This is a genomic window from Aerococcus viridans (assembly GCF_002083135.2).
Taxonomy (GTDB): domain Bacteria; phylum Bacillota; class Bacilli; order Lactobacillales; family Aerococcaceae; genus Aerococcus; species Aerococcus viridans_C.
In genome coordinates this window covers 909246-931248 of record NZ_NBTM02000001.1, presented here as the reverse complement: position 1 = coordinate 931248, position 22003 = coordinate 909246, and the positions used below count along the sequence as shown (strand labels likewise).

21 protein-coding genes are annotated in these 22003 nt (G+C 39.8%); 6 read left to right on the top strand and 15 right to left on the bottom strand.

Features of this window, described 5'->3' with window-relative positions; genetic code table 11:
* The first annotated feature begins 200 nt into the window (after positions 1-200).
* Complete coding sequence (locus A6J77_RS04560) at positions 201-998, top strand: ABC transporter ATP-binding protein (protein ID WP_083068573.1); 798 nt, start codon at positions 201-203, stop codon at positions 996-998.
* A gap of 348 nt (positions 999-1346) precedes the next feature.
* On the opposite strand, the gene A6J77_RS04555 is transcribed toward A6J77_RS04560, so the two are convergent.
* The 9 genes from A6J77_RS04555 to A6J77_RS04515 all read right to left on the bottom strand — a co-directional run bounded on the left by A6J77_RS04555 (position 1347) and on the right by A6J77_RS04515 (position 11264).
* Positions 1347-2369 (bottom strand): serine hydrolase, encoded by a 1023-nt coding sequence (locus tag A6J77_RS04555; protein WP_083068571.1) that lies wholly within the window; start codon positions 2367-2369, stop codon positions 1347-1349.
* 201 nt (positions 2370-2570) lie between these two features.
* Positions 2571-4031 (bottom strand): proline--tRNA ligase, encoded by a 1461-nt coding sequence (gene proS, locus A6J77_RS04550; RefSeq protein ID WP_083068569.1) that lies wholly within the window; start codon positions 4029-4031, stop codon positions 2571-2573.
* 351 nt (positions 4032-4382) lie between these two features.
* Complete coding sequence (locus A6J77_RS04545; RefSeq protein WP_083068568.1) at positions 4383-4892, bottom strand: acyl-CoA thioesterase; 510 nt, start codon at positions 4890-4892, stop codon at positions 4383-4385.
* A gap of 15 nt (positions 4893-4907) precedes the next feature.
* The gene (locus tag A6J77_RS04540; RefSeq protein ID WP_083068566.1) at positions 4908-5504 is read right to left on the bottom strand and encodes an ECF transporter S component; all 597 of its coding nucleotides are present in this window, start codon (positions 5502-5504) and stop codon (positions 4908-4910) included.
* An 83-nt stretch (positions 5505-5587) separates the two neighbouring features.
* Positions 5588-6229, bottom strand: coding sequence for an NUDIX hydrolase (locus A6J77_RS04535; RefSeq protein WP_083068564.1), 642 nt, complete (start codon positions 6227-6229; stop codon positions 5588-5590).
* A gap of 45 nt (positions 6230-6274) precedes the next feature.
* Positions 6275-6928 carry a fructose-6-phosphate aldolase gene (gene fsa / locus A6J77_RS04530; RefSeq protein ID WP_083068562.1) on the bottom strand — a complete coding sequence of 218 codons (654 nt, stop codon included), beginning with the start codon at positions 6926-6928 and terminating at the stop codon, positions 6275-6277.
* Between the two features lie 65 nt (positions 6929-6993).
* On the bottom strand, positions 6994-8988 hold the full coding sequence (gene tkt, locus A6J77_RS04525) for a transketolase (RefSeq protein WP_083068560.1): 1995 nt from the start codon (positions 8986-8988) through the stop codon (positions 6994-6996).
* 128 nt (positions 8989-9116) lie between these two features.
* Entirely contained in the window at positions 9117-9923 is an 807-nt protein-coding gene (locus tag A6J77_RS04520; protein WP_083068559.1) for a Cof-type HAD-IIB family hydrolase, read from the bottom strand.
* Positions 9924-11264: an alpha-amylase family glycosyl hydrolase gene (locus A6J77_RS04515; RefSeq protein ID WP_083068557.1), complete on the bottom strand. Its 1341-nt coding sequence runs from the start codon at positions 11262-11264 to the stop codon at positions 9924-9926.
* Between the two features lie 300 nt (positions 11265-11564).
* On the opposite strand from A6J77_RS04515, the gene A6J77_RS04510 reads away from it, so the two are divergent.
* From A6J77_RS04510 to A6J77_RS04500, 4 genes are all read left to right on the top strand, one after another.
* A complete protein-coding gene (locus A6J77_RS04510; protein ID WP_193756668.1) occupies positions 11565-13028 on the top strand; it encodes an NCS2 family permease in 1464 nt (487 codons plus the stop codon).
* Positions 13029-13314: 286 nt separating this feature from the next.
* Positions 13315-14439 (top strand): L-lactate oxidase, encoded by a 1125-nt coding sequence (gene lctO, locus A6J77_RS04505; RefSeq protein ID WP_083068553.1) that lies wholly within the window; start codon positions 13315-13317, stop codon positions 14437-14439.
* 206 nt (positions 14440-14645) lie between these two features.
* Entirely contained in the window at positions 14646-14792 is a 147-nt protein-coding gene (locus tag A6J77_RS09350; RefSeq protein WP_193756637.1) for a hypothetical protein, read from the top strand.
* Between the two features lie 27 nt (positions 14793-14819).
* Complete coding sequence (locus A6J77_RS04500) at positions 14820-15467, top strand: DsbA family protein (protein WP_083068551.1); 648 nt, start codon at positions 14820-14822, stop codon at positions 15465-15467.
* A gap of 86 nt (positions 15468-15553) precedes the next feature.
* Here the strand turns inward: A6J77_RS04500 and A6J77_RS04495 are convergent, their stop codons facing one another.
* Entirely contained in the window at positions 15554-16327 is a 774-nt protein-coding gene (locus A6J77_RS04495; RefSeq protein WP_083070244.1) for a hypothetical protein, read from the bottom strand.
* Positions 16328-16540: 213 nt separating this feature from the next.
* Between A6J77_RS04495 and A6J77_RS04490 the strand changes: the two genes are divergently transcribed.
* Positions 16541-17434 carry a putative RNA methyltransferase gene (locus tag A6J77_RS04490; RefSeq protein ID WP_083068549.1) on the top strand — a complete coding sequence of 298 codons (894 nt, stop codon included), beginning with the start codon at positions 16541-16543 and terminating at the stop codon, positions 17432-17434.
* A 46-nt stretch (positions 17435-17480) separates the two neighbouring features.
* On the opposite strand, the gene A6J77_RS04485 is transcribed toward A6J77_RS04490, so the two are convergent.
* The 5 genes from A6J77_RS04485 to A6J77_RS04465 form a co-directional block, all read right to left on the bottom strand.
* Positions 17481-17840, bottom strand: coding sequence for a hypothetical protein (locus A6J77_RS04485; protein ID WP_227645117.1), 360 nt, complete (start codon positions 17838-17840; stop codon positions 17481-17483).
* Positions 17841-17887: 47 nt separating this feature from the next.
* Positions 17888-18670, bottom strand: coding sequence for an SDR family NAD(P)-dependent oxidoreductase (locus A6J77_RS04480; RefSeq protein WP_083068546.1), 783 nt, complete (start codon positions 18668-18670; stop codon positions 17888-17890).
* Positions 18671-18800: 130 nt separating this feature from the next.
* Entirely contained in the window at positions 18801-19685 is an 885-nt protein-coding gene (locus tag A6J77_RS04475; RefSeq protein WP_083068544.1) for a VOC family protein, read from the bottom strand.
* Between the two features lie 94 nt (positions 19686-19779).
* Positions 19780-20634 (bottom strand): MetQ/NlpA family ABC transporter substrate-binding protein, encoded by an 855-nt coding sequence (locus tag A6J77_RS04470; protein ID WP_069285450.1) that lies wholly within the window; start codon positions 20632-20634, stop codon positions 19780-19782.
* A 31-nt stretch (positions 20635-20665) separates the two neighbouring features.
* Positions 20666-21844: an aminotransferase class I/II-fold pyridoxal phosphate-dependent enzyme gene (locus tag A6J77_RS04465; protein ID WP_083068542.1), complete on the bottom strand. Its 1179-nt coding sequence runs from the start codon at positions 21842-21844 to the stop codon at positions 20666-20668.
* Positions 21845-22003 lie beyond the last annotated feature (159 nt).

Here is a 22003-nt window from a genome sequence, read left to right as displayed (position 1 = left end):
GATTTCATAATGAGTGAAACTCCTCTCGCCTTTTTAATGATTCAATAACGAAAGTATACTGAGAACTATTTAACTTGTCAATGGATATTTTTAATTGTTTTCTAATTTGCGTCTCTGTGATTCGGCATATTGACTTTCTTCCTTGGTATGATAAGTTTAATTTAATAGAATATTCGACTACATTTAGAAAGGATACGCCCATGACATCAACCACAGAAAAAACCATCATCGAACTCGACAATGTCTGCTTCAACCGCCAAGATAAGGCTATATTAAAAAACATCCAATGGACCATCAACCAGGGGCAACACTGGGCCCTACTCGGTTTGAATGGGTCTGGTAAGTCATCCATCATCAACATGCTAACCGGCTATCATTTTCCCTCTAGCGGTCAGGTGAAGGTTCTTGACCAGTTGTTTGGTGTATCCTCAATCCCTGACCTACAAACACGAATCGGCATCGTCTCTGCTTGGATCAACCAAGAAATCCCAAGCCGCTTATCTGTATTAGACACCATTATTTCGGGTAAATTTGCCAGTCTAGGCCTTTATCAAAAAGTGACGGATTCTTTAATCCAAGAAGCTGAAGACCTCTTAGACACCTTTAATTTCACCGCATTCAGAAACCGCAGAATGGCGACCCTATCTCAAGGTGAACGACAAACCGTTTTGATCTTACGGGCCTTAATGACCCAACCTGAATTATTAATCTTAGATGAACCTACTAGTGGTCTAGATTTATTTGCCCGCGAAAGCCTTCTAGCTATGTTGGACAAATTGGCCAAAGAAAAACCAGAAGTCACCCAATTAATGGTGACCCACCATACCGAGGAAATCATTCCACTTTATCAAAAAATTTGTTTATTAAAAGATGGAGAAATATTCGCCAAAGGTGACCGGTCTTTGATGCTAGACCCTGATAGATTGCATGATTTCTACGGCCAGCCAGTACTCCTACGCCCCTTTAAAAAAGGCCGCATCTTGGTAATGCCAAAATAATTTATACAAGAACTTTCAAGTCTTCGGCCGAGCTTTCTCGATCATTGCTTTTAAGAAAATTCGCTAGGAAATATTTTGCCTCGGCTATACCTTACTTTCAATATTTTCCATTCACAAGTAAAGTCATTCTTTCAAAGAGGCTGATGACTAAAATCATCAGTCTTTTTTGATGTACCTAAACTACCTATACTGTATTGCACGATATCGTTATTCAAATTCACGGTACTCAAAAAGCCGCGATAGTCCATCGCGGCTTTGAAAGGTATATATAATTATTTGAGTATTTGACGGAATGAATGTCACCCAAATTTAGACAATAGGCTCAAAGACGTATGTGAAGTCTAAGACCTATTCATAGTTTGCGCGGTAGTATTGGTTGACGCGCAGGTTTAAGTTTTCCAAGAAGCCTGTACCATCTGTTAGGCCGTCTGTTAAAGCAACTAGGCTATATTGGGCTTCGTCGTTTTCATAGTAGATACCACCGTCATTTAAGGCAGTGCCGTAGTTACCATATTTATTCGCCATCAAACTGCTGTTCACGTATGTTGTAAATAAACGGTCTGGTGAAGTATTCAATAGGTAATCAACAATTGGTTGGTAGGTATCGTCAGTAGCCAATAAGTTGTAGTAAGCAGACAATAATTCAGCGGATACGACGTTATCGTCATAGAAGGCGTCATCAATTGTGACATCTACACTATTTGCGACATTTGTTTTGAAGGCACCTGATCCATAAACTTCGCTGTAATAGCTAATCAACATATTGGTTGCTGTATTATCTGAATGCATTAATGAATCAGCCATCAATTCTTCAATTGTATATGCGGCTTGACCTGTGCCATTACCTACTGCAGCAGTAATGGTACCGTCACCCTCTTCATAGTCTGCGTATGTATAGGGAACCTCTGTATCCCAGTCAACATAGCCTTCTTCAATCGCATCTACATACATCACGGCTATCGGTAACTTAATCGTAGAAGCGGCAGTTTGGAAAGTACTTTCGTTAATTGTGTAGCTTTCGTCAGTTTTAAAGTTGGTATATTGTAGCGAAACTTGGCTTTCATCTACCTCAAACTCTGCCATTGTTTCTTCAATCAATTCATCTATTGAGGCGTATTGGCTAGTATCGATTAGTTCAATACCTGACGCTTGCATTAAATCTAGGTTGTATACTTCTTCCTCACTCAAGGTTAATGGGGCGTTACCTGAAGCTTCACCTGCAGTAGATTCGTTTACTGTCGCTGTTAATGAATCCCCTTCACCTTCATCATTATATTTAAATATAGCAATTAATACTGCTATTAAAGCCACTCCTAGAACGAAGAAGGGCACTAGCGGTTTAATACTAGATTTTTTTCTTCTTTTCGACATGCATTACTCCTTATTCATTTTTAATATTCTATGTTCCTCATCCCATGCATATGAATTTTACCAAGAAAATATGATTATACTGTGACAATTTCCCACTTATTGTGAATGAATGATGTTTTATATTTTAAGAGTATGTTAATTTTGTGGCTTTTCTCATATAAAACGAGACAAGATGATTGTCCTGTCTCGTTGCCATGATTATTAATAAGCACGTGCATACCACACAGTGTGTTTAGCAGGTTTACCAGAATATAGGTCAACTGTCTTTTCTATTGGTGGGTTGAATGGGATATTACGTGAAGTAAATCCTGTGGCTTCTTTAATGGCTGCTTCTGATTCATCAGTACCATCCCAACCGGCTAAAATCCAACCTGGACGCTCGCCGTTTTCTTCACAAGCTTCAAGGTGAGCGGTTAATTGATCCATTGTATCAATGTCAAAATGTTCATTCTCAGCACGGAAAGCTACCGCTTTATCGTAAAGACGTTGGTGCATGTCATCAAAGCGTGTGTTGATTTCAGCAAGTAAGTCTCCCTCTAATGAGAAGGCTTCTTTACCATCCACATCACGCATTTTAATCATGACTTGGTTGTTTTCCATATCACGTGGACCAAATTCAATTCTTAATGGTACACCATGTACTTCAGACTCGTTGTATTTGTATCCTGGTGAGTTGTTTGAATCATCAAGATTTACACGTAATCCAGCCTCTAATAATGTTGCTTTGATTTCCTGTAATTTCTCAAGTACTTGTGGATTTTTCTTGATATTACCAACAGGGATTAGCGATACTTGTGTACCGGCAACACGAGGAGGTAAGACTAACCCTTTTTCATCACCGTGGATCATGATCATGGCACCGATTAAACGGGTTGATGAACCCCAAGATGTTGTATGAACGTAAGTATGTTGGTTGTCTTCGTTTAAGAATTTAATATCAAAGGCTTCCGCAAAGTTTTGGCCCAAGTAGTGAGAAGTCCCTGCTTGAATGGCTTTTGTATCTTTTGTCATCGCTTCGATTGAGAAGGTGTCAACCGCACCCGCAAACCGTTCTGATGGTGTTTTTTGTCCCTCGTAAACTGGCATTGCAAATACTTCTTTTACTAAGTCAGTATAGTAGTGTAACATTTTCATCGTACGTTCACGTGCTTCTTCTTCAGTTGCATGCGCTGTGTGACCTTCTTGCCATAAGAATTCTGATGTACGGATAAATGGTAATGTCCGTTTTTCCCAACGGAAGACGTTAGCCCATTGGTTTAATTCCATTGGTAAATCACGGTAAGAGTTGATCCAATCTGACATCGCATTACCAAATAAAGTTTCAGAAGTTGGACGTAATGCCAATGGCTCTTCTAATTTTTCCTCACCTGCTTCAGTTACCCATGGCAATTCAGGCGCGAAGCCTTCTACGTGGTCAGCCTCTTTTTCAAAGAAGTGTTTTGGAATTAACATTGGGAAGTAGGCGTTACGAATACCTTCCTTCTTCAACATTTCATTGAAGGCATCTTTATATGATTCCCATAATAAAAAGCCATCTGGTTTAAAAATCATTGTCCCACGGGCAGGACCGTAATCCATCAAATCACCCTGTTGAATTGCTTGTAAATACCATTTTGAAAAATCTGTTTGTTGTAAATTTTCTGTTGCTTCTTGCTTTGCCATTTTCATGCTCCTTTTAAAAAATATTCCTGTAACTAAAAAGAGCATCCCATCCATAAAGGACGAAATGCTCGCGGTGCCACCTTTTTTAGTCAGAGATACAAAAGGTCTCCAACTCTCTCAAAGACGATAACGGCGCCACCGTGCCTTTTTCAAGGCGATTTTTACATGTAGTAGGTTCATGTAGTCAGTGGGGATATGCTTACACCTGATCATATCTCGCTTAATCCTTAACAACACTACTCGTCTACAAATCGTTTATTTATTTTTATAGCTTACAGCCTATATTTTGCTTGATTAGCTAGTAAAAGTCAATAACTCAAGTCTTTTTCCCATGAGAAAAGACTAGTTTCATTAATCAAGCAAGTCAACTGTTAAATGACTAACCAATTCTTTCGTTAAAATTCGTTTTTGGGCGTGACCTGATTTTCGGGATTCATAACCGTTGCACAAGTATACTTCTTCATCTGTATGTGCAACAACTTCCGGTAAATGATAGTTAGGGTCTACATAGTCTTTCAAGACTACATAGGTTAGAAAGGCCGTTGCAGCTAGATAACGCTCACCGTTATGTTTCTCACCAATGACCTTGGCAAAAATTTCCATCGAACGTTTACCTGCGCCCGTTACATAGGTTTCAACATGGGCAATATCGCCTTCTGGCAAAGGCGCTATGAAATGAATATCGTCCATATTAGCAGTCATTGTGCCATATGGGGTCAACCGACCTGCGGATACAGAAGCCACGTTATCCATGATATATAATATTTGGCCACCATATAAATTCTTATAAAAATTGGTTTGGTTAGGCATAATTCGATGTGATTGTACTGCCTTTGTTCGTTTACAAGTTATTTGTGTCATAAATCTGACCTCCATTTAGTCATTCATTCCGGACCTTTTAAGTGATTTACTTAAAGGTAAGGATAGAATAGGCGTTAAAATCCCTGAAGTGACTGCTTCTAATAACCCATTACCACTAATAGTAACTAAGAATGTAGCAATTAAAGCAGATGTTGGGATATTTAGCGCATTCGCATAAGCTTCTGCTGAAAATAGGTAAATTGCACCCAAAACAGTAACTGTATTCACTATAGAGCCGATAACACCTGTAATGATAAATTTTGTTCTATCTTTCACCTTACCATCAAGGTATACAGCAATCCATCCTGAAATAAAGCCAACTAGCATCCGCGGAATAACGGATACCAAAGGGTTCAAGAATACCACTGACATGATATCTGGCATAATGGCCGCCTTGATCATCCGCAAAATACCCCAAGAAGCACCGAGGATAAGTCCTGTTTGTGGCCCAAATAAACTAGCACCGATAATAACTGTTAAATGAATAATTGTTGCCTGGACTGGTCCAATCGGGATATAGCCTATTCCAGGAACAAAAGTTTGAATAATTAAAATCGCCAACATCAAACTAATCACAGTTAATCTGGCGGTCCGTTCTTTTTGATGATCCATAATAAACCTCGATATCTAAATTTATAATATATGTGGCGTTATCATACCATGAATTGACGCCACAATAAAAGGCTAACATTGAGCTAGCTTTCCTTGTCATCCTGTTTAAATGCAAGATGTTTACCCTTCAGTATATCCACGAAACGGGCAGTTAATTTAGCAGTCATTCCCCATAAATGTTCCCCTTGAATATTGTAAAAAAGAATTTCCCGTTGTTCAGATCGACTAAAATTATATTGTTTCCCACCTGGAATTAGGTTAAAGGGGAAATCATCCGCCACTTGCTGGTGGTGGGCTACATAATGGACGTCAGGTGTCATGGTCTTCAACTCACGCAAAGGGATGGTAAAAACATGGTCCACTTCATACTTGTTGAGGGTCAAATCATCCAAACTTTCAATGGCTAATTCACCCACATAACAACCGATAATTCGTTTGCCCATGACAATATAATCCATTCCACCAACCACGTCGATCTTATCGGGGCTTACCCCCAACTCCTCCGTCGTTTCACGGACCGCGGCTTGCTCAAACCCTTCGCCCGCTTCTACCCGACCACCAGGAAAAGCGGCATCCCCAGCTTGGGAAATGCCGTTTGCCCTGTGTTCGAATAAAATATGCCATTCCCCGTCCAATTTGGCTAGAGGGATTAAGACGGCATATGCTTTTTCAACGTCGAGAGGGCGTGGTTCGTAGGTTTGAAAGATACGTCTAACCTCATCCATCACAATCGCCCTTCCTTCAATTGATGTTCATCTTTTGATAATAAATTATTTGTCGCGGTTTTGGTAAGCTTCCCAGTCGGCTGTAAAGCCTTCGATACCTTTGTCAGTTAAGACGTGACCCCATAATTTAGGGAATAGGCTACCTGGGATAGTACCAATGTGAGCACCCGCTAAAGCAGAACCTTCAAAGTGGGCAATGTGACGGATAGATGCCGCAATAATTTCAGCTTCGTAACCGTAGATATCCAATACTCCACGTAATTCAGCAATTAATTTCAAGCCATCTTGACCTAAGTCATCGATACGACCGATAAATGGTGAAATGTAAGTTGCACCAGCTTTAGCCGCCATTAAACCTTGAGAAACTGAGAAAATTAAGGTAACGTTAGTTTTGATACCTTCTTTAGAAAGTGTATTAACAGCTTTCAAACCAGCTTCGGTCATAGGGATTTTAACAACAACGTTGTCAGCCCATTTAGCGATTGCATGTGCTTCTTCAACCATTTCTTCGTAAGTTAAACCAGTAACCTCAGCAGAAACTGGACCATCAATTGTACCAGCGATGTCTTTAATTACTTCTTCAAAATCGCGTCCTTCTTTAGCCACTAGAGATGGGTTAGTTGTTACACCGTCAACTAAACCTAAGTCATTAATTCGTTTAATTTCATCAATGTTTGCAGTATCTAAGAAAAATTTCATTTTTTCAAAAGCCTCCTGTTAGCTAATTCATAACTGTCGTAGTGACAAAGGTGGTAGCTGACGAATTAGTCAGCTAGACCCTTATAAGCATTGGCAACATTTTCAGGTGTAAAGCCGTATTCTTCTTGGATTAAAGCACCTTTACCTGAAGCACCAAAGCGGTCAATACCAACAATTGCACCGTTTAAGCCAGTGTATTTAGCCCATCCGAATGAAGAACCCATTTCAACAGCTACACGTTTAGTGATTGCTTTTGGCAATACAGACTCTTTATAAGCTTCGTCTTGTGCATCGAAGATTTCTTGAGACGGCATAGAAACAACAGATACGTTGATGCCTTCTTCGGCTAATTGCGTTTGCGCTTCAATCGCTAAGCTCACTTCCGAACCAGTCGCGATTAAGACACCTTCTTGTTCGCCAGCAGCTGGTGAAATCACGTAAGCACCTTTACGAACGCCTTCTTCAGCGTTTTCTTTAGTCCCTTCAATAACCGGTAAGTCTTGACGACTTAAGACTAACATTGTTGGTGTTTCTTCTGATTCTAAAGCTAATTTCCAAGCCACACCTACTTCGTTTCCGTCTGCAGGACGAACAACATTTACGTTGTGCATTGCGCGGAATGAAGCTAATTGTTCAACTGGTTCATGAGTAGGACCATCTTCACCAACACCAATTGAGTCATGCGTAAATACATAAGTCACTGGTAATTTAGAGATTGCCGCTAAACGAACTGCTGGACGTAAGTAGTCAGAGAATACGAAGAATGTACCTGCGTATGTTTTAGAACCGCCGTGTAAAGCAATACCGTTCATAGCTGCAGCCATTGCAAATTCACGCACACCATACCAAATGTTACGGCCTTGGTATGAACCTGCTTGGAATTCTTCGTCTGCATCGTTCATTGTGTTGTTAGATGAAGATAAGTCAGCTGACCCACCCCAGAATTCTGGTAAAGCTTTTCCAATTTCTTGAATAGCTGCTTGAGAGGTTTTACGACTTGCTGCTGCTTGGCCAACTTCGTATACAGGAATATTTGCTTCCCAACCTTCAGGTAATTTACCTGCATAAGCACGTTCATATTGAGCCGCTAAGTCTGGGTAAGCTGCTTTATAGTCAGCAAATAGCTTGTTCCAAGCTTCTTCTTCAGATTGACCACGAGAAGCTACGACTTCATTGAAGCGGTCATAAACTTCTTGTGGAATATCAAATGCATCATATGTCCAACCAAATTTTCGCTTAGCAAAAGTAGACCCCTCTGCGCCTAACGGTGCACCGTGAACGCCAGATGTACCTTGTTTTTCAGCACCGAAACCAATAATTGTTTTAATTTCAATCAATGTTGGTTGGACAGTGTTGGCTTTAGCTTGTTCAATTGCAGTGTTAATGGCATCTAAGTCGTTACCATCTTTCACTAAAATGTGTTCCCAGCCGTAAGCTTTGAAACGATCACCAACATTTTCAGTAAAGGCTTTAGAAGTAGGACCGTCTAATGAAATGTCGTTTGAATCGTATAAAGCGATTAATTTGTTCAGTTTTAAATGACCAGCTAAAGATGCTGCTTCTTGCGTCACACCTTCCATCAAGTCACCGTCACCAACTAGGGTGTAAGTAAAATGATCCACAACGTTAAAACCGTCTTTATTGTAAACAGCAGCGTCATGCGCTTCTGCCATTGCCATACCTACTGCATTAGCAAAACCTTGACCTAATGGACCTGTTGTTGCTTCTACACCGTCAGTTACGTGTACCTCTGGATGTCCAGGGGTTTTCGAAGCGAATTGACGGAAGTTTTTCGTATCTTCTAAAGATACATCAAATCCTGATAAGTGAAGTAAGCTATAAAGCATTGCGGAACCATGTCCAGCCGATAATACAAATCGGTCGCGGTTAGTCCACTTACTGTGTTGTGGGTTTTGACGCAGGTGTTTAGACCATAGGGCATATGCCATTGGTGCAGCACCTAAAGGTAAACCTGGGTGTCCAGAATTCGCCTTATCCACCATATCTGTGCTTAAAGCACGAATAGCGTTTGTTGCTAAAATATCCGTGTTGTCAAACATTCATTTCACTCCTTAAAAATCTGTTCAATTTCTCATTTAAAGCTGACAGCTTGTCATACTGTCAGTATAACAAAAATTCTCTAAAATCACTATTTATAGTCGTTAGAACTTACTGGTCACGCAAAATTTTATTCTGCGGCGAAGACCAATTTTTCTAATGCTTTTGCAATCCCTTCATCATCATTGGATGCTGTTACGTATTGGGCATTGTCTTTTAATTCATCAATTGCATTACCCATCGCAACCCCACAACCAGCCCATTTAATCATGGATAAATCATTCGCTTGATCACCAAAGGCCATTGTTTCACTTTGATCAATACCTAAGCTTTCTGCTAACTTAGCTAAAGCTTCTCCTTTGTCAACGCCTTTTGGCATAATTTCTAAGAAGAATGGCTCAGATTTCATGATCGAGTATTTTTCGAACAATTCAGGGTCCAATGTTGCGATAAAAGTATCTAATTTTCCTGGTTCAGCAGTAATCATCACTTTTGGTGCCGTAACTTCCCCATCAAAGAAATCAACTGTTCTGATTGGCATCTCATTCAATGTAGACTCAACATCTACATATTGATCTTTAGGTGCATCTTGTACAATCACATATTGATCATCGTGGGCATGCACATCTAAATCGTGTGCCTTTGCTAATTCAACCCAACTTTGTAATTCACCGTTGGTTAAGGCATGTGAAAAGACAGTACGATCAGTTGCTACTTCTTTTACTAAGCCACCATTAAAACAAGAAACAAATGGTACGATCTCACGGCCAACTAAATCTGCATTTAATAGTACGCCTTTATAAGGCCGACCTGATGAGATAACTACATGGATACCCGCATCATGCAATTTATGAAGCGCTTCTTTGGTCGCTTGAGACACCTCTTTTTTTGAATTTACTAAAGTCCCATCAATATCAAATGCGATTAATTTATACATCTATGCATTTCCTCCATCTTTTTTAAAATATTCTGGCAGTCTCATATCACCTTCATATGAAATGACAACTGGCTTCTCCCCAAACGTTACACGACCATTCACAACCTGATAATTAGCTTTAGAAATTTCATCTTTATATTCTCCATCAGGTATACCCAGTTCAATTTCAGCAACTTGTTCTTCTTCTTTCAATTTGAAAATACCAAACAAATGCTGCGTATAATAATGGTAAGAAAGTACCACTGTTGAATTTCCAGCAGGCATAATCGTATAATAGCCACTCTTACATACTTCTCGTTTCTTAATTTGTGACATACGATTGATCAACGGGGTTAAATCTTGATTAATAGCCCAGTTAATCGTTTCACCGCTTTGGAAGTTAAATCGTTCCTTTGATCCATACTCCTGCCCCATAAATACGCTAGCTATCCCTTTTTGGAAAAAGGAAAAAGCTGTCCAATTTTCTAGTTCACTACCTGGTTTAACAAATTCTGCAAAGCGTGGGAATTCCTCAAATTCTAAAGAACGCATACTTACGTATGTATTTGGCAACATCAACTCTTGGTAATTTAAGGTACCAACAAAATTTTCCAAGGACATATCTCCATGATAAAAACGATTTTTATAGAAAGCACCTGGAATTTGATCAACTACGTCAAAGTTAGGATATAATTCCCCTTCTGTCCAATAAAGCATATTCATTTGCTGTAACTTCGTTAGGATTGATAATGGCATGGTCGCAGCCACCCAATAGAAATATGGATGAACATCCTCCACTTCAGCCCGTGCTGATGCCCAAAATTCAGGACGAACTAGTTGGGCATGGTTTGCCGCAAACCCATCCACAAATTTAGCCCAATATTTTAGATTTTCAATGATGTAATCCCATAATTTAGGGTTGGTATAGTCTAAATCGTATGAACTATCATAGATGTCCAATCGAGAAATCATTTCACCCTGTTCATTATGTAGGAAATATTCAGGATGTTCTTTAACTAACTCCGAATCCTTTGCTAAATGGAATAATTGTAGGTTTAACATCACTTGCATACCCATCTCATGGATACTATCCACTAATTCTTGAAAATCATCTAGGCTCCCATACTGCTGGGAAACCTCAGAGATATTTTTCACGATCATTGGATTACCTTCCAAATTATCAGCAACCCTCAAGTCAGTAGTTGGAAAAATAGACTGCAGTAAAATAATGTCTACGCCCAAATCTTTTAAACGTTGAAGCTCTGGAATAATCGATTTGAAAGTCCCTTCTTTTGTAAAATTGCGAACAAATAACTTATACAACGTTTTGTGACGTAACGTTAAATTCGTTACTTTAGCCATGGTTGACCTCCTATGTTATCTGCGACTCTTTTTGCTATCTTCATTCTAGCATACGTGCATCAAATTACTCACCATAAGCATCCTTATAAGTAGTAAAAATGACCTTACCAGTTTAACAAACCTTAAAAAGCTTTTTTGCCCGTGAATAATCGAAACTTATACATATAGAATGATTTTTGCGAACGATTGAAAATTAATTTGAATAAATATTCGTGTTTAGTATTGATTTTTCCAGACGAGTCTTTATAATGATAGAAGTAGTTAATTAAATTCATAAAAGGAGCAAGAAAAGTGAAAAAAATAGAGGAATTTTTCCAATTGAAGGAAAATGGGTCAAACTTTTCAACGGAATTGATTGCCGGTTTATCAACCTTCTTTGCAATGAGTTACATTATTTTTGTAAACCCAGCAATTTTATCTCAAACGGGTATGCCTTACCAAGGAGTATTCTTAGCCACCATCATTTCATCAGCTTTAGCGACATTATTTATCGGATTATTTGCTAACGTACCTTACGCATTAGCACCAGGTATGGGATTAAATGCTTTCTTTACTTATACAGTAGTTTTCTCACTAGGCTTTACTTGGCAAGAAGCATTGGCAATGGTATTTATCTGTGGTTTATTCAACATCTTCATCACAGTAACTAAATTCCGTCAATTAATTATTAAAGCAATTCCAGACTCATTACAACATGCAATTGGAGCTGGTGTTGGTCTATTCGTTGCTTACATTGGTGTTAAAAATGCTGGTTTCATCAACTTTACAACTGAAGCAGCAAACATCACAGCTGTTAACGGTCAACCATTTGATGCCACTCAATCTGTTTTTGAAGGTGGCTTGGCTACAATCAACTCAACTGGTTCAACACTTCCAGCGATTTCAACTTTTACAGATCAAACCTCATTATTAGCTTTATTCGGTTTAATCTTAACCATCATTTTATTATTAAAAAATGTAAAAGGGGCAATATTAATCGGAATCGTTGCTGTTTCAGCAATCTACGTTATTTTAAACCCAGCTGTTTTAGCCACCGTTAACTTTGACCAATCTGGTTTAGGCGCAGCCTTCCAAGACTTAGGTGTAACTTTCGGTGCTGCTTTTGGTCAAGAAGGCTTACTTTCACTTTTCTCTGATCCATCTCGTTACCCATTAGTGATCATGACAATCTTTGCCTTCTCATTATCTGACGTATTCGATACAATCGGTACCTTCATCGGAACTGGTCGAGCATCAGGTATCTTCACTAAAGAAGACATCGACAACATGGACCAATCAAGCGTCATGAACACTAAACTAGATAAAGCACTTTTTGGTGACGTTGTTGGTACTTCATTAGGTGCGGTCTTCGGTACTTCAAATACAACTGTTTATGCTGAATCTACTGTAGGTATTTCATTAGGTGGCCGTACAGGTTTAACGTCTGTATTTGTTGCTATTGCTTTCTTCTTATGTGCTTTCATCTCACCTTTCGTTGGTTTAGTACCAAGTGCTGCAACTGCACCAGCCTTAATTATCGTTGGTATTATGATGATGTCAGCTATTCGTGAGATTGACTGGACTAGCTTAGAGGTTGCAATTCCTGCCTTCTTCGCTTCAGTATTTATGGCTTATGCTTACTCAATCTCATATGGTATTGCAGCAGGTTTCATCACTTACTGCATCGTGAAAGTAGCACTAGGGAAAACAAAGGAAATTCACCCCATCTTATGGGCTGCATCATTCTTGTTCTTAGCTAATTTCATCATCTTGGCCATGATCTAAATCATTAGACTAATATTATTAGCTATACCTAAAGACCAGGTTCTCTGGTCTTTTTTCTTACTTTTTAGAAACATTTTTGTATTCTTTTTTTCTTTTAGCTTGATACAATATTTCTTTGAATACTTATAAAAACGCAACAATTCAAGGTTTTTTTAGGGGTACCTTGCAAATGTTGATTTTAAAACGATTTATAAATCATTCCCTTTTGCCAAAATAAGCGCTAAAATAGGAATGTTGATAGATTTGTCTTGCTATATTTATTTTACATTTAGGAGGAGAGAATATAATGAATAACAATGACATTGAATATAATGCACCTACTGAGGTGAAGTACATTGATGTTGTCAATACTTACGACTTAGAAGAAGAAGCAAGTAAAGTGGTACCACATGGTGGTTTTAACTATATTGCCGGTGCATCTGGTGATGAGTGGACTAAACGCGCTAATGACCGTGCTTGGAAACATAAATTACTATACCCCCGTCTAGCACAAGATGTTGAAGCGCCCGATACAAGTACTGAAATTTTAGGTCATAAAATTAAAGCCCCATTCATCATGGCACCAATTGCTGCGCATGGCTTAGCCCACGCTACTAAAGAAGCAGGTACTGCACGTGCCGTTTCAGAATTTGGTACAATCATGTCCATCTCAGCTTATTCTGGTGCAACATTTGAAGAAATTTCTGAAGGCTTAAATGGCGGACCTCGTTGGTTCCAAATCTACATGGCTAAAGATGACCAACAAAACCGTGATATCTTAGATGAAGCAAAAGCTGATGGTGCAACTGCTATTATCCTTACAGCTGACTCAACTGTTTCTGGTAACCGCGACCGTGATGTGAAGAATAAATTCGTTTATCCATTTGGTATGCCAATTGTTCAACGATACTTACGTGGTACAGCAGAAGGTATGTCATTAAACAATATCTACGGTGCTTCAAAACAAAAAATCTCACCAAGAGATATTGAGGAAATTGCCGCTCATTCTGGATTACCAGTATTTGTTAAAGGTATTCAACATCCTGAAGATGCAGATATGGCAATCAAAGCTGGTGCATCAGGTATCTGGGTATCTAACCACGGTGCTCGTCAATTATATGAAGCTCCTGGTTCATTTGACACCCTTCCAGCTATTGCAGAACGTGTTAACAAACGTGTACCAATCGTCTTTGATTCAGGTGTACGTCGTGGTGAACACGTTGCCAAAGCGCTAGCTTCAGGTGCAGACGTTGTTGCTTTAGGTCGCCCAGTCTTATTTGGTTTAGCTTTAGGTGGCTGGCAAGGTGCTTACTCAGTACTTGACTACTTCCAAAAAGACTTAACACGTGTAATGCAATTAACAGGCTCACAAAATGTGGAGGACTTGAAAGGTCTAGATTTATTCGATAACCCACACGGTTATGAATACTAGATTTTAGCATTAATTTTATATATAAGATGAGGTCAAAGGAAATGTAGACATTTTCTTTGACCTTTTTGTTATCGCTAATAAAGGCGAATATCTAAGCACCTGTCTCAGTATTGGCAATCCCCTTCACCTAGATACTAGTCTTTGCATTCCAGAACAGACACGCTTATAATACTTACTATAAGTAAATTGTAGAGAGGAGCGTTACCATGGGTATCGAAAACCGCAAATCTACTGAGTTAGAAGACTTATTTGCCTCTATCGTTAATATTGACGGTGATGGAGATGGCGATAAGGAAAAAGATAATCAAGAAAAAGATGCAAAAAATGATCAAACAACCAAAGATCACAAATAAACTACTATAAGGGAGGGATTCATCTACATGGAAATTACCATTTGGTCTGACTTTGTATGTCCATTCTGCTACATTGGACAAGCACATTTAGAACGCGCAATGGACAACTTTGCCCACGCTGATGAAATTACAATTGAGCACAAATCATTTGAATTAATGCCTGGTGCAAAATATGATCCAAATAAGAACTTCTACGAATCATTTGCTGACTTAAAAGGCACTACACCTGAAGAAGCGAAACAAATGAATGACCAAGTCAAACAAATGGCAGCTACTACTGGCTTAGACTTCAATTTTGATATCATGAAAATGGCAGATACCATGCCAGCCCACCGTGTATTCCAATATGCGAAGACACAAGGCAAAGATGACGAATACTTCAAAGCATTCTACACTGCATATTTTGAACAAGGTGCTTTAATCAGCGATGAAGACACTATTATTAGCTTGTCTGAATCTGTTGGTTTAGACGGCGACAAAGTCCGTGAGATTTTAGCCAGCGAAGACGAATTCAAAGCTGAAACTACTGCTGACATCTTCCATGCCGGTGAAGTTGGCGTCCAAGGTGTACCATTCTTTGTATTCAATAATAAATATGCTGTACATGGGGCCCAACCTGTTGAAGTATTCCAACAAGTTTTAGACCAAGTATACGCGGAAGAACAAGAAGCATAATACAACCTTATTACCCGCAGCTTATTAGCGGGTATTTTTTTGTAAAAGAAAAAGGCTAGGACAACAGGATCCCAGCCAATAATTACTTATATTTGTGAATTTGTGTCTAATGGATATACAGGTGTTCGTTCATTGATTTGCCAATGGAGAACGATAAATGTCGCAATCCAAACAGCTGCAATATCCAGTCCTAGACGAGCTAGTAAGTCAAAAATGCCGACATCATAACGTAGATACATCATGGCATAATTGGCTGCTGCAATCCAAGCAAAAAATTGTAGGGCAAATTGGTTGGTCTTGCCAATCTGATTTTGACGTATAATAAACCGCTGCACTGCTCCAAAAGATAAGCCAATCGCAAGCCCCATAATACCGGCCCAAAGAATAGCTACTGGTAACTGCCCATCATCCGCTCCATAAATATCTAGGCCTAGATAAGCCACTAGCCTCATAATCGCAAAAACCAGTATGTAGACATGCAAACCTCTCGTATAAAAAAAAGGTTTTGGCTTATACATCAACCGTTGGCGAGCCATTAACCGGTAAATCAGCTGACCCTGTATCATAAAAATCAAAATTGCTTTAATCGGATTGATCACCCAGTCCATCTCCACTAAATGTGGCAATGGTTCAGCCCTGTAAACTAAGAAAATCAACAATTCGGAGACGATATAAAGCATTACTTTCGTCCCTTTCGTTCCTGGTAAACGAAAGTCAACCAAATAATACGCATACGTCATGAACGTATAAATCACTAAATAAATTATGAATAAAGCTGGATAATAGAACCCGTGTTGAACCGCTATACCATCTCCAAGAATTGCTTGAAAACTTGGATTTGGGAACCACATCTCTAACATCACATGCAACAGGCTCATAACACTCGCTATAAATGCGCTATATAGCCATCTTTTATTTCTATTTCGCATATTCCCTCACTTCTCAAACCATTATGAATAGCTAGCATGAAAATAAAGACAGCCAGCATTAAACATATGGATCACCATTAATAAGTCTATTCTAACATGCTATAATAAAAGTGAGAACTATGACAAATTCAAAAAAGGTGACCTATGGAATCAAAACGAACACAAGCAATTCAAAAATTTAATTACTGGGCTACGCGCATGACCTGCCCTATCTGCAAAAGCAATCTTTCTTTTAGCCATAATCAAGTCCGTTGCGATCACAATCACAGCTTTGACATCGCTAAACAAGGTTATATTAACCTTGCACCTAATCACCAAGAAGCACACTACAACAGCGAGCTATTCACTGCTCGCCAACGAATCATGCAAGACGCAAATCTATACGCCGGGGTTTACCAACAAATCTTAGACCTATTAATTGAAAAAGGGGTAGACTTGACGCAAGTTAGCAACCTAATTGACTTAGGCACTGGAGGAGGTAGCCACCTGCATCAGCTAGCACAAACTTGGCAGGCACATGTGGCCAATAATCAAGATCAAATGCCACAATTCTTAGGCTTAGACTTAGCTAAAGACGGTGTCCTTTCCGCTGCCAAACACTATACTAACGCCCTTTGGATGGTCGCTGATTTAAGTAAATTACCCTTTAAAGATGGACAAGTAGAGGGTACGCTAACCATCCTTTCGCCCTCTAACTACGCTGAACTAAACCGAGCACTTTCAGACCAAGGTTGGGCCCTAAAAATTGTACCCGGCCCTAACTATTTAAAAGAATTACGGGAAATCACTCTACCAGTGAATGAACAAAAACAAGACGCTTCTGCATCCATCTCTAAATTTAAAGTAGCCTTCAATGACTTTGGTCATAGCCACTACCAACAATATCGACCATTAAATAAAGAGCAGTTACGCGATTTAATTCAAATGACACCGTTAATGTGGCACGCCAGTGAAGACCAAGTTACAGAAGCCATGACTTTAGACGGTATAACCATCGACTTACAAATCCTATTTGGACGCAAAAAGGAAAAGGGTTAAACCTTTTCCTTTTTTAATCTATCTCACTGATAATCAACCTAGACGTTTATTCTTTTGCATCCTCAAACACATAATCTGGGAAATACTTTTCTAAAATAACCGCTAAATCATAGTCATCCGGGAAAAATCTACTATATACCTCTTGTCCTTCGTCAAATTGACCTTCAAGTCCTAAAACTTCAAAAACATCAACCACTTTAGCAACCGCCCATTGGATTGAAGTGCCTTCAACCACTTCGTAGGGTTCTTCCAAATTATCCTCTTTAATAAAACGAATCAATTCTTCTTTTGGCATGTCTTCATCCAAATGATAGAGTAGTATCTGGTTTTCATAGGAATGACGCGGACTTCCATCGTCCACATTATGCGCTTGTTTGATAATATTGATACTATATACATTCTTCATGTATTTCAACATCCTCTCCTACAAAGCACGTTACCCGTAGAACATATTTACATGACTGAAGCCGCACCACCATCAATATTGAGTGCCACACCTGAAATATAAGAAGCTGCATCAGATACTAAGAAAGTAATGGCATTAGCAGCTTCCACCGTTTCACCAATACGACCTAAAGGTGTATCTGCTGATTGGCTTTTAGAAAATTCTTCCCAAGTTTGATCAGCAGCGTTGTCTTGCCAACGTTTTTCGATTTGTTCACTACGCACTAAACCAATAGAGACAGCATTCACACGAATATTATACTCACCTAATTCTTTACTTAATTCCTTTGTTAAGCCAAGACCAGCAGCACGGCTAGTTGACGTTGGTAATGAATTAGCTGGAGGAGTTTTACCAGCGATAGCGGTTAAATTCACAATAGCGCCTGAATTTTGTTTCTTAAAATATGGCAACACTTCACGGGTAAAATTCACTACACCAAAAACTTTAATATTCAAGTCTCGTTGCCATTCAGCATTGTCGACTGCATCGAAACTATGGGCAGACGATCCACCCGCATTATTAATTAAAATATCAATACGACCAAATTGATCAATTGTCTCAGCAACTACTTTTTTAGCATCTTCTTCGGCAGTTACGTCCCCAACGACATAGTGGACTTTGCGACCTGTAATTTCTTGAATAGCTCTTTGAGCATCGACGAGACGATCCTCACGACGGGCGACAATTGTCACGTCAGCCCCCTCGCTCGCTAATGACTTAGCCGTCTCAAATCCGATCCCACGGCTGGCCCCTGTAATAATAGCTACCTTTCCTGATAAACCTAATTCCATCGAAAGACCCCTTCCTAAATTGTATTTCTATATATAGAATAATCGAAATATCTTTAAACCAAAATAAAACCCTTTGTAATCAAAGAAACCCATGTCTCAATAGATATAGGTCTCACTTCCGAATTACTTATTAGCCGATACCAAATTTGGCATTTTCTAAACGGGCTACATCCATTTTTTTCATTTTAAATAATGCATCTAGTACACGTTTCTTTTGTTCTTCAGTGGCAGTTTCCATAATTTGCAAATAGGCTTGTGGCACTACTTGCCAAGAAATACCGTGACTATCTTTCAACCAACCCATAGACTCAGCTTTTTCATCTGCTGATAATTTTTCCCAGTAATAATCTACTTCTGATTGTGCACCAGCAACGATTTGGAAGGAAATAGCTTCAGAAAACTCTTCATCACTACCAAAACCATGGTCCATAAAGACTAATTGTTGGTCGCCAACATTTAACTCGGCATAATTCACCTTAGCACGCGCATCTTGAGCTTCACCTTCTTGGTAATAATTGATCTGGCCTGGCGCTGCCTTTTGAAAAATAGTTACATAATCCTTTAAAGCTTGCTCTGCTTGGCCACAATACTGACCGGCAAACAATAGAGATACACGGATTTTATGGTTTTTAGGCACGTCCGGTGCCAGCATAATTTGCCATGATAAACCAAATTGATCTTCTACCCAAGCATAGCGGTCACTAAATGGATAAGCGTCCAAAGGCATCAAGTCTTTTCCACCTTTTGCCAGTTTGGCGTATAAGGCATCTACTTCTTCAGCAGTATCTAGCGATATCATCAAGGAGAATGAGGGGTTCATTTTAAAATCAGTCCCCCCATTAAAAGCTGCAAATGCTTGATTTTCGATCGTAAAATCGTAAGCAACAGTTTCACCCTTAGGCATTGGATAGTGGATTTCACGGGTAATCTCACTTTGGTCAAAAATTTTAGTGTAGTATTTAACTGCTTCTTCAGCTTGGTTGTTGAAACATAACTGGATCGCAATTTGTCGCATATTTATCGCTCCTTCAACATTGAACTCTTCCAATACTTATAAGTAAAGAATAAGCTAAAAACCAATGAATGTCGAATAAAAACGGCTGTACTTTTTACCAAGAAGCAACTACTGCACCTTTAAAAGTTTCTTCGATAAAGGTTTTAACTTCGTCTGTCTTATAATATTCTTCTAGTTGCGCGATGACGGGATCTTCGGCGTCCTCAGTACGTGATACAACCCAGTTTACCCATGTGGTATCTTCTGGATCTTCCATGGCAATGGCTAGTTCTTCAGCTGATAAGCCTGCGTCTAGGATGTAGTTTGAGTTGATGCCCGCTGCTGCAACATCCGGTAATTGGGCGATAAATTGAGCTGGATCACCGGTAATAAAGTTTAAATTCAATGGATTTTCTTCAATATCATCCACTGTAGCGGCAATACCTAACCCTTCAGGCAAAGTAATCACACCAGCTCGTTCTAATACTAGAAGTGCGCGCCCTTCTTGAGAAGGGGTATTTGGTACTGCAATCGTATCGCCTTCTTGTAATTCATCTACTGTATCATACTGTTCAGAATATACCCCCATTGGAATCGTGATATTTTCGAAGGCCTGTGTAAATTCATAGCCTGTATCTGCAATCACGGTTTCTAAATAAGGGCCAGTTTGAATAGAGTTAAGATCTAATTCACCGTCCGCTAAGGCCGTATTTGGTGCAATATAATCATTGAATACCACTAATTCAATATCCAAACCATCCGCTGCTGCCTTTTCTTTTACTAATTCAAAAATTTCTTCGTGGGGACCTGCTGTGACACCAATCGTTAGGACGCCATCTTCTAGCAAGCCCGATGTTGCCGTCTCATCTTCATTAGTAGCTGTTGATTCACTTGCTTGATTTTCGCAACCAGCTAATACAAGTGTCGCCGTCCCTAATACCGTTAACAACCCTTTAGTCCATTTCTTCATCTGTCATTCTCCTCTATTTGATTAAATAGTATTAAAATTGTTTATACACGCGGGCAATCCGTCTAGCCGCTTCTTGCAAAATGGCTGTATCAGCGATTAAGCCAATCCGTATATACCCTTGGCCAGCCGTCCCAAAACCATTGCCCGGGGCCACCCCCACATGGCCATCTTCAGCGATTGCGCGGGCAAAAGTTTCTGCATCCACCCCTTTTGGTGTCTGCATCCATTGATAAATGGTCCCTTTGGATGGCGTCACTTGAATGTCTGCTTGGTCAAATTCCCGAATGACAGCGTCCCGTCTAGCTTGGTAAGTGGCTTTCATTTTGCTAGTAAAGTCTTGGTCTTCGTCCGCTAATAAGGTTGCGACGGCTTCCTGGATAGCCCCGTACATGCCAACTGTCGTATGGTCCTGCAAGCTGTTCAGATAGCCGACTACTTGCGGGTTACCCACTGCGAAACCGACGCGCCAACCTGGAATGTTGTAAAGCTTGGATAGAGAAAATAGCTCAAGACCAACTGCCTTAGCACCCGGGGTTTCAAGATATGATAGGGGGGGTGCCTGGTCAAAAACATACGGAGCGTAGGCAAAGTCATGAACCACGAAAATTTTGTTGTCCTTGGCTACAGCCACCGTGTCCTCGAAAAATCCCGGCGTGGCTAAAGCGCCCGTTGGATTGTTGGGGTAATTCAGGTACATGACCTTAGCGCGGTCGCGGTCCCCTTGGGCAAGCTGGTCAAAATCAACCAGATAATTATTTTCCGCCAGTAGGTCCATAAAAATCGTATCCGCTTGGGTTAAACCAATGGCCGATAGATAGTCTGGATAGGTAGGATTGGGCAGTAAAATTCCGTCCCCCTTGTTGACTAAGACCTGACTCACCTTCATAATGGCCTCTTTAGACCCGTGGAATAGAGCCACTTCTGTTTCTGGATCAATGTCTACCCCAAATTGATGGTGGTAAAACTTGGCCACCGCTTGCTTCAGCAAGTCTTCCCCGCGATACGGGCCATACCGGTCATATTTCGGGTTATCGATAGCCGACCGTAACGCCTCTTTCAGGGCTTGTGGTGCCGGTAAATCTGGCGTCCCAACCGCTAAATCGATCACGTCATCATAGCGACTCTTAAGGTTCGATATCGCTGCTGTTAAACTTGAGAAATATTGACTTGGCAAGGATTGAAAACTATTTGAAGGTTGAAAATCAACCATATGCCACCGTCCTTTCTGATAAAAACTATGCGGTCTCTGTCCAATGAGTTATAGCCACTTTACCTTTTAATCTCCTCCATATCAATTATTTGAAGATATCGATTTCCGTCGTATATTGAACGGTTATAACTATCACAAATCATTGAAAAAGGGGATTGC

Coding starts and splice junctions, on each gene's coding strand:
- A6J77_RS04500 (WP_083068551.1), top strand. CDS start 14,820: ATGGAAATTACCATTTGGTCTGACTTTGTATGTCCATTCTGCTACATT.
- proS (WP_083068569.1), bottom strand. CDS start 4,031: ATGGCAAAGCAAGAAGCAACAGAAAATTTACAACAAACAGATTTTTCA.
- A6J77_RS04555 (WP_083068571.1), bottom strand. CDS start 2,369: ATGTCGAAAAGAAGAAAAAAATCTAGTATTAAACCGCTAGTGCCCTTC.
- A6J77_RS04485 (WP_227645117.1), bottom strand. CDS start 17,840: ATGAAGAATGTATATAGTATCAATATTATCAAACAAGCGCATAATGTG.
- A6J77_RS04545 (WP_083068568.1), bottom strand. CDS start 4,892: ATGACACAAATAACTTGTAAACGAACAAAGGCAGTACAATCACATCGA.
- A6J77_RS04560 (WP_083068573.1), top strand. CDS start 201: ATGACATCAACCACAGAAAAAACCATCATCGAACTCGACAATGTCTGC.
- A6J77_RS04535 (WP_083068564.1), bottom strand. CDS start 6,229: ATGGATGAGGTTAGACGTATCTTTCAAACCTACGAACCACGCCCTCTC.
- A6J77_RS04490 (WP_083068549.1), top strand. CDS start 16,541: ATGGAATCAAAACGAACACAAGCAATTCAAAAATTTAATTACTGGGCT.
- A6J77_RS04520 (WP_083068559.1), bottom strand. CDS start 9,923: ATGTATAAATTAATCGCATTTGATATTGATGGGACTTTAGTAAATTCA.
- lctO (WP_083068553.1), top strand. CDS start 13,315: ATGAATAACAATGACATTGAATATAATGCACCTACTGAGGTGAAGTAC.
- A6J77_RS04465 (WP_083068542.1), bottom strand. CDS start 21,844: ATGGTTGATTTTCAACCTTCAAATAGTTTTCAATCCTTGCCAAGTCAA.
- A6J77_RS04480 (WP_083068546.1), bottom strand. CDS start 18,670: ATGGAATTAGGTTTATCAGGAAAGGTAGCTATTATTACAGGGGCCAGC.
- A6J77_RS04515 (WP_083068557.1), bottom strand. CDS start 11,264: ATGGCTAAAGTAACGAATTTAACGTTACGTCACAAAACGTTGTATAAG.
- A6J77_RS04475 (WP_083068544.1), bottom strand. CDS start 19,685: ATGCGACAAATTGCGATCCAGTTATGTTTCAACAACCAAGCTGAAGAA.
- A6J77_RS04540 (WP_083068566.1), bottom strand. CDS start 5,504: ATGGATCATCAAAAAGAACGGACCGCCAGATTAACTGTGATTAGTTTG.
- A6J77_RS04470 (WP_069285450.1), bottom strand. CDS start 20,634: ATGAAGAAATGGACTAAAGGGTTGTTAACGGTATTAGGGACGGCGACA.
- A6J77_RS09350 (WP_193756637.1), top strand. CDS start 14,646: ATGGGTATCGAAAACCGCAAATCTACTGAGTTAGAAGACTTATTTGCC.
- A6J77_RS04495 (WP_083070244.1), bottom strand. CDS start 16,327: ATGTTAGAGATGTGGTTCCCAAATCCAAGTTTTCAAGCAATTCTTGGA.
- tkt (WP_083068560.1), bottom strand. CDS start 8,988: ATGTTTGACAACACGGATATTTTAGCAACAAACGCTATTCGTGCTTTA.
- fsa (WP_083068562.1), bottom strand. CDS start 6,928: ATGAAATTTTTCTTAGATACTGCAAACATTGATGAAATTAAACGAATT.